Annotated in this window: 8 protein-coding genes; 3 read left to right on the forward strand and 5 right to left on the reverse strand. The window is 73.1% G+C overall.

Translation table 11 applies throughout. The annotated features are described in order from the left end of the window. Positions 1-71: 71 nt before the first annotated feature. The gene (mnmA, locus tag AC067U_RS28355) at positions 72-1211 is read right to left on the reverse strand and encodes a tRNA 2-thiouridine(34) synthase MnmA (RefSeq protein WP_478832614.1); all 1140 of its coding nucleotides are present in this window, start codon (positions 1209-1211) and stop codon (positions 72-74) included. Positions 1212-1279: 68 nt separating this feature from the next. Between mnmA and AC067U_RS28360 the strand changes: the two genes are divergently transcribed. The 3 genes from AC067U_RS28360 (at position 1280) to AC067U_RS28370 (ending at position 3499) form a co-directional block, all read left to right on the forward strand. Continuing rightward, positions 1280-1915, forward strand: a complete 636-nt coding sequence (locus tag AC067U_RS28360; RefSeq protein ID WP_478832615.1) for an N-acetylmuramoyl-L-alanine amidase — start codon at positions 1280-1282, stop codon at positions 1913-1915. An 87-nt stretch (positions 1916-2002) separates the two neighbouring features. Then, positions 2003-2737 carry a hypothetical protein gene (locus AC067U_RS28365; protein ID WP_478832616.1) on the forward strand — a complete coding sequence of 245 codons (735 nt, stop codon included), beginning with the start codon at positions 2003-2005 and terminating at the stop codon, positions 2735-2737. A gap of 15 nt (positions 2738-2752) precedes the next feature. Then, positions 2753-3499, forward strand: a complete 747-nt coding sequence (locus AC067U_RS28370; protein WP_478832617.1) for a hypothetical protein — start codon at positions 2753-2755, stop codon at positions 3497-3499. Here AC067U_RS28370 and AC067U_RS28375 read toward each other — a convergent pair whose 3' ends face one another. The 4 genes from AC067U_RS28375 to AC067U_RS28390 form a co-directional block, all read right to left on the reverse strand. Beyond that, positions 3500-3748, reverse strand: a complete 249-nt coding sequence (locus AC067U_RS28375; protein ID WP_478832618.1) for a hypothetical protein — start codon at positions 3746-3748, stop codon at positions 3500-3502. Between the two features lie 161 nt (positions 3749-3909). Continuing rightward, positions 3910-5073: a cysteine desulfurase family protein gene (locus AC067U_RS28380; protein WP_478832619.1), complete on the reverse strand. Its 1164-nt coding sequence runs from the start codon at positions 5071-5073 to the stop codon at positions 3910-3912. An 87-nt stretch (positions 5074-5160) separates the two neighbouring features. Then, positions 5161-6039: a thioesterase family protein gene (locus AC067U_RS28385; protein ID WP_478832620.1), complete on the reverse strand. Its 879-nt coding sequence runs from the start codon at positions 6037-6039 to the stop codon at positions 5161-5163. Between the two features lie 76 nt (positions 6040-6115). Further along, on the reverse strand, positions 6116-6775 hold the full coding sequence (locus AC067U_RS28390) for a trimeric intracellular cation channel family protein (protein WP_478832621.1): 660 nt from the start codon (positions 6773-6775) through the stop codon (positions 6116-6118). Positions 6776-6953: the final 178 nt, after the last annotated feature.

The following is a 6953-nucleotide window of genomic DNA, read 5'->3' on the forward strand; positions in this document are numbered from 1 at the left end:
CTGCCCGGCCGGCCTCCCGGACCGTGCGCCGCCCCCGCCCCCGCCCGACGCGGGACGGCGGGGGCAGCCGGTCAGGCCGGCGTGGCGGCGGTGGCGCGGGCGGTCGTGGCGATGGTGGCGGAGCCGACCACGCGGGTGCCGTCGTAGAGGACGATCGCCTGGCCGGGGGCGACGCCGCGGACCGGCTCGGTGAAGGTGACCCGCAGTTCGCCGTCCACCAGCTCCGCGGAGACCTCCGTCTCGCCGCCGTGGGCGCGCAGCTGCGCCGTGTAGCGCGCCGGGCCGTCCGCCGGGGCGGTGCCGCACCAGCGCGGCCTGATCGCGGTCAGGGCGCCCACGTCCAGGGATTCGGCGGGGCCCACCGTGACGGTGTTGTTCACCGGGGAGATGTCCAGGACGTAGCGCGGCTTGCCGTCGGCTGCCGGGTGCCCGATGCGCAGGCCCTTGCGCTGGCCGATGGTGAAGCCGTAAGCGCCGTCGTGCGAGCCGAGCTTGTTGCCGGACTCGTCGACGATGTCGCCCTCGGCCTTGCCGAGGCGCTTGGCCAGGAAGCCCTGGGTGTCGCCGTCGGCGATGAAGCAGATGTCGTGGCTGTCGGGCTTCTTCGCCACGGCCAGGCCGCGGGCTTCCGCCTCCGCACGGATCTCCTCCTTGGTGGTGATCGTGTCGCCGAGCGGGAAGAGCGCGTGGGCGAGCTGCTTCTCGTCGAGCACGCCGAGCACGTACGACTGGTCCTTGGCCATGTCGGAGGCGCGGTGCAGTTCGCGCGAACCGTCCTCGTTGACCACGACCGTCGCGTAGTGGCCGGTGCAGACCGCGTCGAAGCCCAGGGCGAGGGCCTTGTCCAGCAGCGCCGCGAACTTGATCTTCTCGTTGCAGCGCAGGCACGGGTTCGGGGTGCGGCCGGCCTCGTACTCGGCGATGAAGTCCTCGACCACGTCCTCGCGGAACCGCTCGGCGAGGTCCCAGCAGTAGAAGGGGATGCCGATGACGTCGGCGGCACGGCGGGCGTCGCGGGAGTCCTCGATCGTGCAGCAGCCGCGGGCGCCGGTCCGGAAGGACTGCGGGTTCGCGGAGAGCGCCAGGTGGACGCCGGTCACGTCGTGCCCGGCTTCGACCGCGCGGGCGGCGGCGACGGCGGAGTCCACGCCGCCGGACATGGCGGCCAGGACGCGGAGGGGGCGGGCGGTGCGCGGCAGGGTCTCAGTCATAGCGCTTCCCAGGGTACGGGGAACCGCGCGCGGCCACGGAGCGTTATCGGCGAGAGGGGGTGAGGACCATGAGGACCAGGCGGGTCGTGCTGCTGGGCGGTCTCGGCGTGCTCGCGGCGGCCGCGGTGGCCGGCCGGGAGGAGATCGAGCGCGGGTACTGGCTGCTCCCGGGGGTGTCCAAGCCGCGCAAGGAGGGCGAGCTGGACCACCCGGGGGCGAACTGGACGGGCGCCTCCCCGGCGAACTGGCGGCTCGCGGACCGCCCGGACGACTACCGGGTGGACCGGATCGTGGTGCACGTCACGCAGGGCGGCTTCAAGTCCTCGGTGGACGCGTTCAAGAACCCCTTCCACAAGGCGTCGGCGCACTACATCGTGCGGCAGGACGGGCACATCGAGCAGATGGTGCGCGAGCTGGACGTGGCGTACCACGCGGGGAACCGCTCGATGAACGAGCGGAGCATCGGCATCGAGCACGTCGGTTTCGTGGACCGGCCGCGCGACTTCACGGCGGCGATGTACGAGTCCTCGGCGCGGCTGGCCGCGCGGATATGCAAGCAGTACCGGATCCGCCCGGACCGGAAGCACATCCTGGGCCACAGCGAGGTCCCGGGCGCCGACCACACCGACCCGGGCCCGCACTGGGACTGGGACCGCTACATACGCCTGGTACGGGCCGAGGTCGACCGGAACGGCTCCGCCTGAGCCGGCGGGCTGTGCTGCGACTGCGCGAGGCGCTGCCCCGACCTAGGCTGAACGTGTGACCGCTCGCTCCCCGTCGGAGGTGAGGCGATGTCCGGGTTCGCGGGAGTGGCACTGGGTGTGGGCGCGCTGCTGGTGGGCTTCGCAGCGCCGCAGGGGAACGCGTTCGCAGCCCCGTACGGCAACGGGATCGAGGACGACCCCCCTGCGGTGATCATCGAGAAGGGCCGGCAGACGCTCGCCGAGGCCACGTCGGTGCGGATGGTCGCGCAGGTGGTGGAAGCCTCCGGGACCACCACGCTGGACCTCCACTTCGACGTGGACGGCAACTGCACGGGCAGCGTCACCCCGCCCGGGAACGCCGGCCGCGCGGAGATCGTCAAGCGGGGTCAGGACGTGTGGCTGAAGCCGGACGCGAAGTTCCTGCAGGCCCAGATGCCGGGCCCGGCCGGGCAGGACGCCGCCGAGGTGATCAACGGCCGCTGGATCCACGGCAGCGCCGGCAACGCGATGCTGAGTGATTTCACGGAGGTCTGCGACCTGTCCGCCTTCCAGGGCGAGTACGCGAAGAAGCCGCCCGTGAAGAACGCGAAGAAGGGCGGCACCACCGAGGTCGACGGCAAGCCGGCGGTCACGGCGACCAGCACCGACAAGGGCGAGACGATCACGTACTACGTGGCCACGGAGGGCACGCCGTACCTGCTCCGGGTGGACGGGAGCAAGGCGGGCCAGCGTGGCAAGGCCACCTTCTCCCAGTACGACAAGCCGGTGCCGGCGAAGACCCCGTCGAAGGCCGAGTCGGTCGAGCTGTCCAACCTCCAGTGAGGCCGGGGTGAGGCGATGTCCGGGTTCGCGGGAGCGGCCGCGGCTGCGGCGCTCGGTGCCTGCGTCCTGCTGGTGGGGTTCACGGCCCCGTACGGCAACGGGATCGAGGACGAGCCCGCAGCGGTGATCGCCGAGAAGGGGCGGCAGACCCTGCTCGACGCCCGGTCCCTGCGCTGGGAGGGGAAGACGAAGGACCCGTCGGGGACCTACACCATGGACCTCCGCCTCGACGTGGACGGCAACTGCGCCGGCAGTGTCGACGCCTCCCAACCGGGCGGCAAGGGGGGCCACATGGACATCGTCAAACGCGGCCGGGACGTGTGGATGAAGCCGGACGCGGCGTTCTTCTCGACGCAGATGCCGGGGCAGGCCGGCAAGGAGGCGTTCGCGCTGCTGGGCGGCCGGTGGATGCACGGCGACGCCTCCGACGCCTCGGTGCGCGAGCTCGCCGCGGTGTGCGACGTGTCCGCACTCCAGCGCACGTTCGGGTCCGAGCCCTTCCCCGAGAAGGGTGCGAAGAAGGGCGCGAAAGCCGTCGTCAAGGGCACGCCCGCGATCACCGTCACCGCGCGTTCCGGCGCCGGGGAGGCCACCTGGTACGTGGCCACCGAGGGGAAGCCCTACCTGCTGCGGATCGACGCGCGGGTGGCGGACACCCGGGGCGAGGCCGTCTTCTCCGACTACGACGAGCCCGTACCGTCGAAGACCCCCGCGCCGGCCGACACCCTGGACATCGCCGACGTGAAGGCGAAGACCGGCTAGCTAGGCCACGTCGGGGTGCGGGGGGACGTCCGGCTGCTGCGCGGTCACCCGCCGGATCACCGCGATCGCCAGGATCGAGGACAGCACGGCGATGCTGCGCTCCACGGGGTTGTCCATGGTGGAGATGTCGGCCGGCGCCGACACGGCGATCACGGCCTGGGCGACGACGGCCGCGCCGGTGGCCTTGCGGTAGGCGTGGTGCGAGCCGTGCGCCGCTGACGCGCCGACAGGCGCATCGGACTGATGCATGGGAACTGCCCCCGGAGTGCGTGCTGCCACCGTGGCAATCCACGTCATGGCAGTGATCGTCGGCATCCTATGCACGCCGTCGAGCGCTTGCGGGGGGTCTCGGCGTCCGGGATCGCAGTGCCGGGTCGTCCCAGCGCGGACCGGTCGGACGGCGGACGCCGCTAGACCAGGCCCGCCGTACGGGCGCGTTCGACCGCCGGGCCGATGGCGGCGGCCAGCGCCGCCACGTCCTCCTTGGTGGAGGTGTGCCCGAGGGAGAAGCGGAGGGTGCCGCGCGCCAGGTCGGGGTCGGTGCCGGTGGCGAGCAGGACGTGGCTGGGCTGGGCGATGCCGGCGGTGCAGGCGGAGCCGGTGGAGCAGGCGATGCCCTGGGCGTCGAGGAGCAGCAGCAGCGAGTCGCCCTCGCAGCCGGGGAAGCTGAAGTGGGCGTTGGCCGGGAGCCGGTCGTCCGGGTCGCCGCCGAGGACGGCGTCGGGGACGGCGGCGCGGACGGCGGCGATCAGTTCGTCGCGCAGGGCGCCGATCTCGGTGGCGAACCGCTCGCGCCGCTCGACGGCGAGCTGCGCGGCGACCGCGAAGGCGGCGATGGCGGGGACGTCGAGGGTGCCGGAGCGGACGTGCCGTTCCTGGCCGCCGCCGTGCAGGACGGGTACGGGGGTCTGGTCGCGCCCGAGCAGCAGGGCGCCGATGCCGTACGGGCCGCCGATCTTGTGGCCGCTGACGGTCATCGCGGCGAGGCCGGAGTCCCCGAAGCGGACGTCGAGCTGGCCGACGGCCTGGACCGCGTCGGAGTGCAGGGGGATGCCGAACTCGGCGCAGACGGCGGCGAGTCCGGCGACCGGCATGACGGTGCCGATCTCGTTGTTGGCCCACATCACGGTGGCCAGCGCGACGTCGTCGGGGTCGCGCTCGATCGCGGCGCGCAGGGTGTCGGGGTGCACACGGCCGTGGTGGTCGACGGGCAGGTACTCGACGTTCGCGCCCTCGTGCTCGGCGAGCCAGTGCACGGCGTCGAGGACGGCGTGGTGCTCGACCGGGCTGGCCAGGACCCGGTTCCGGGCGGGGTCGGCGTCCCGGCGGGACCAGTAGAGCCCCTTGACGGCGAGGTTGTCGGCCTCGGTGCCGCCGGCGGTGAACACCACCTCGCTGGGGCGGGCGCCGAGCGCCTCGGCGAGGGCCTCGCGGCCCTCCTCGACGGTCCGCCGCGCCAGGCGTCCGGCGGCGTGGAGTGCGGAGGCGTTTCCGGTGATGCCGAACTGGGCGGTCATCGCGGCTGCCGCCTCCGGCAGCATCGGCGTGGTCGCGGCGTGATCGAGGTAAGCCATGATTCCCCGATTCTACGGTTGGGGTCCGGGGGCACCGCTGCCGCGGGGCCTTTCCCCGCCCGTCCCCCAACCGAAACCGGCGCGGGGTCAGGGAGTGCGCGGGGCCCGGGCCAGTTGGCGGGACTGGGCCACCAGGTGGTCCGCGGAGTCCCAGATCTGCGCGTCCTCCTCCAGGAAGCCGCCGGACAGGTTGCGGGTGGTGATGGAGACCCGAAGGGGGCCGGGGGCCGGGCGGCGGCGGATGTGGGTGGTGAGTTCGACCGTCGGGGCCCAGCCGACCAGGCCGAGGTCGAAGGCGGTCGGCGGCAGGGCGTCGACGACGAGGAGGAGGGACAGCGGGTCGGCGTCGCGGCCGTCGGCGAGTTCGAACCAGGCGCGCATGTCGCCCTTGCCGGAGGGGGCGCCGACGGCCCAGCCCGCGGTCGCCGGGTCCAGGCGGAGGCGGAGCCGGTCCACGATGGCCGTGCTTCCGGGGATGGGCGCCGGGCCGGCCTCGGCGCCGAGGCAGTGCTCGTACGCGGGCATGACCGGCGGCACCGCGGTGGTGCGGACGTCCTCGGGCAGGGCGTCCAGGTCGCCGTAGGAGGCGAGGACCCGGATGCGCTCGATCTCCGCGCCCGTCTCCGGGTCGTACTGGAGGAGGCTGGCCTGGCCGGTGGACAGGGTGTTGCCGGCCCGGACGACCTCCGTGCGGATCACCGCGGGGCCGGGCACGGACGCGCTCAGGTAGTGCGCGGAGACGGTGAACGGGTCGGGGTGCGGCAGGGCGGCGGAGAGCGCACGGCCGACGAGGGCGAGCAGATAGCCGCCGTTCACGGCGCTGATGATCGTCCAGCCGGCGGAGAGTTCGGCGTCGTACACCCCGGGCAGGTCCGCCCGCGGGGTGACCGCGGTGTCGCGGTCGAACTCGCTGTCACCGATGGTTGCGGTTGCCGGGGTGCTGGTTTCGGCCGCTGCGTGCGTCATGGGGCGACCGTACACCGTCCTGTTACTAAGCGGTAGCTTTTTCCATGTCGGCTCCCCCACTCCCCTGGTCAGGGGGTCACGGGGTCTCTTCCTTGACCGACGAGCGGCGGTTCCAGGCCAGTGGCGCCTTCCAGTGCAGGCTCATCGCGCCCAGCCGCAGGAAGAAGGTGGTGAGCACGGCGATGGCCGTGGTCATGGTGTTGAGCGTGTCGAAGGCGATGAACAGCGCGACCATCGTGGCGCCGACCAGGGCCGGTACGGCGTACATCTCGCGGTCGCGGAGCAGCGAGGGCACCTCGTTGGCGAGCACGTCGCGGAGCACACCGCCGCCGACGGCGGTGGCCACGCCGAGGGCCGCCGAGGCGGTCAGCCCGAGTCCGTACTCGTAGGCCTTGGTCGTGCCGGTCACGCAGAACAGCCCGAGCCCGGCCGCGTCGAAGACGTTGATGGCCCGGTTGATCCGCTGGACCTCGGGGTGCAGGAAGAAGACGATCGCCGCGGCGATCAGCGGGGTGACGAAGAAGCTGAGCTCGCCGAAGGCGGCCGGCGGTACGGCACCGATGACGAGGTCGCGGAAGAGGCCGCCGCCGAGCGCGGTCACCAGCGCGAGGACCGCGATGCCGAAGACGTCGAAGTTCTTGCGCACGGCGAGCAGGGCGCCGGCCGTGGCGAAGACGAAGATGCCCGCGAGGTCCAGGGCGTGCTGGATGCTTGGCGGGAAGAGATCGTGGAGCACCGGCCCATTGTGTCCCGGCCCGGGCCCGGCCCTGGAACGCGGGCCTCCGAAAAACGCCCGCGCGGCGGGGGGGGGGGGGGGGGGGGGGGGGGGGGGGGGGGGGGGGGGGGGGGGGGGGGGGGGGGGGGGGGGGGTGGGGGGGGGGGGGGGTTTTTTTGGTGGGGGGGGGGGGTACGAT

The sequence above is a fragment of the Streptomyces sp. NPDC043853 genome, assembly GCF_056436025.1.

Coding starts and splice junctions, on each gene's coding strand:
- AC067U_RS28375 (WP_478832618.1), bottom strand. CDS start 3,748: ATGCATCAGTCCGATGCGCCTGTCGGCGCGTCAGCGGCGCACGGCTCG.
- mnmA (WP_478832614.1), bottom strand. CDS start 1,211: ATGACTGAGACCCTGCCGCGCACCGCCCGCCCCCTCCGCGTCCTGGCC.
- AC067U_RS28380 (WP_478832619.1), bottom strand. CDS start 5,073: ATGGCTTACCTCGATCACGCCGCGACCACGCCGATGCTGCCGGAGGCG.
- AC067U_RS28385 (WP_478832620.1), bottom strand. CDS start 6,039: ATGACGCACGCAGCGGCCGAAACCAGCACCCCGGCAACCGCAACCATC.
- AC067U_RS28370 (WP_478832617.1), top strand. CDS start 2,753: ATGTCCGGGTTCGCGGGAGCGGCCGCGGCTGCGGCGCTCGGTGCCTGC.
- AC067U_RS28365 (WP_478832616.1), top strand. CDS start 2,003: ATGTCCGGGTTCGCGGGAGTGGCACTGGGTGTGGGCGCGCTGCTGGTG.
- AC067U_RS28360 (WP_478832615.1), top strand. CDS start 1,280: ATGAGGACCAGGCGGGTCGTGCTGCTGGGCGGTCTCGGCGTGCTCGCG.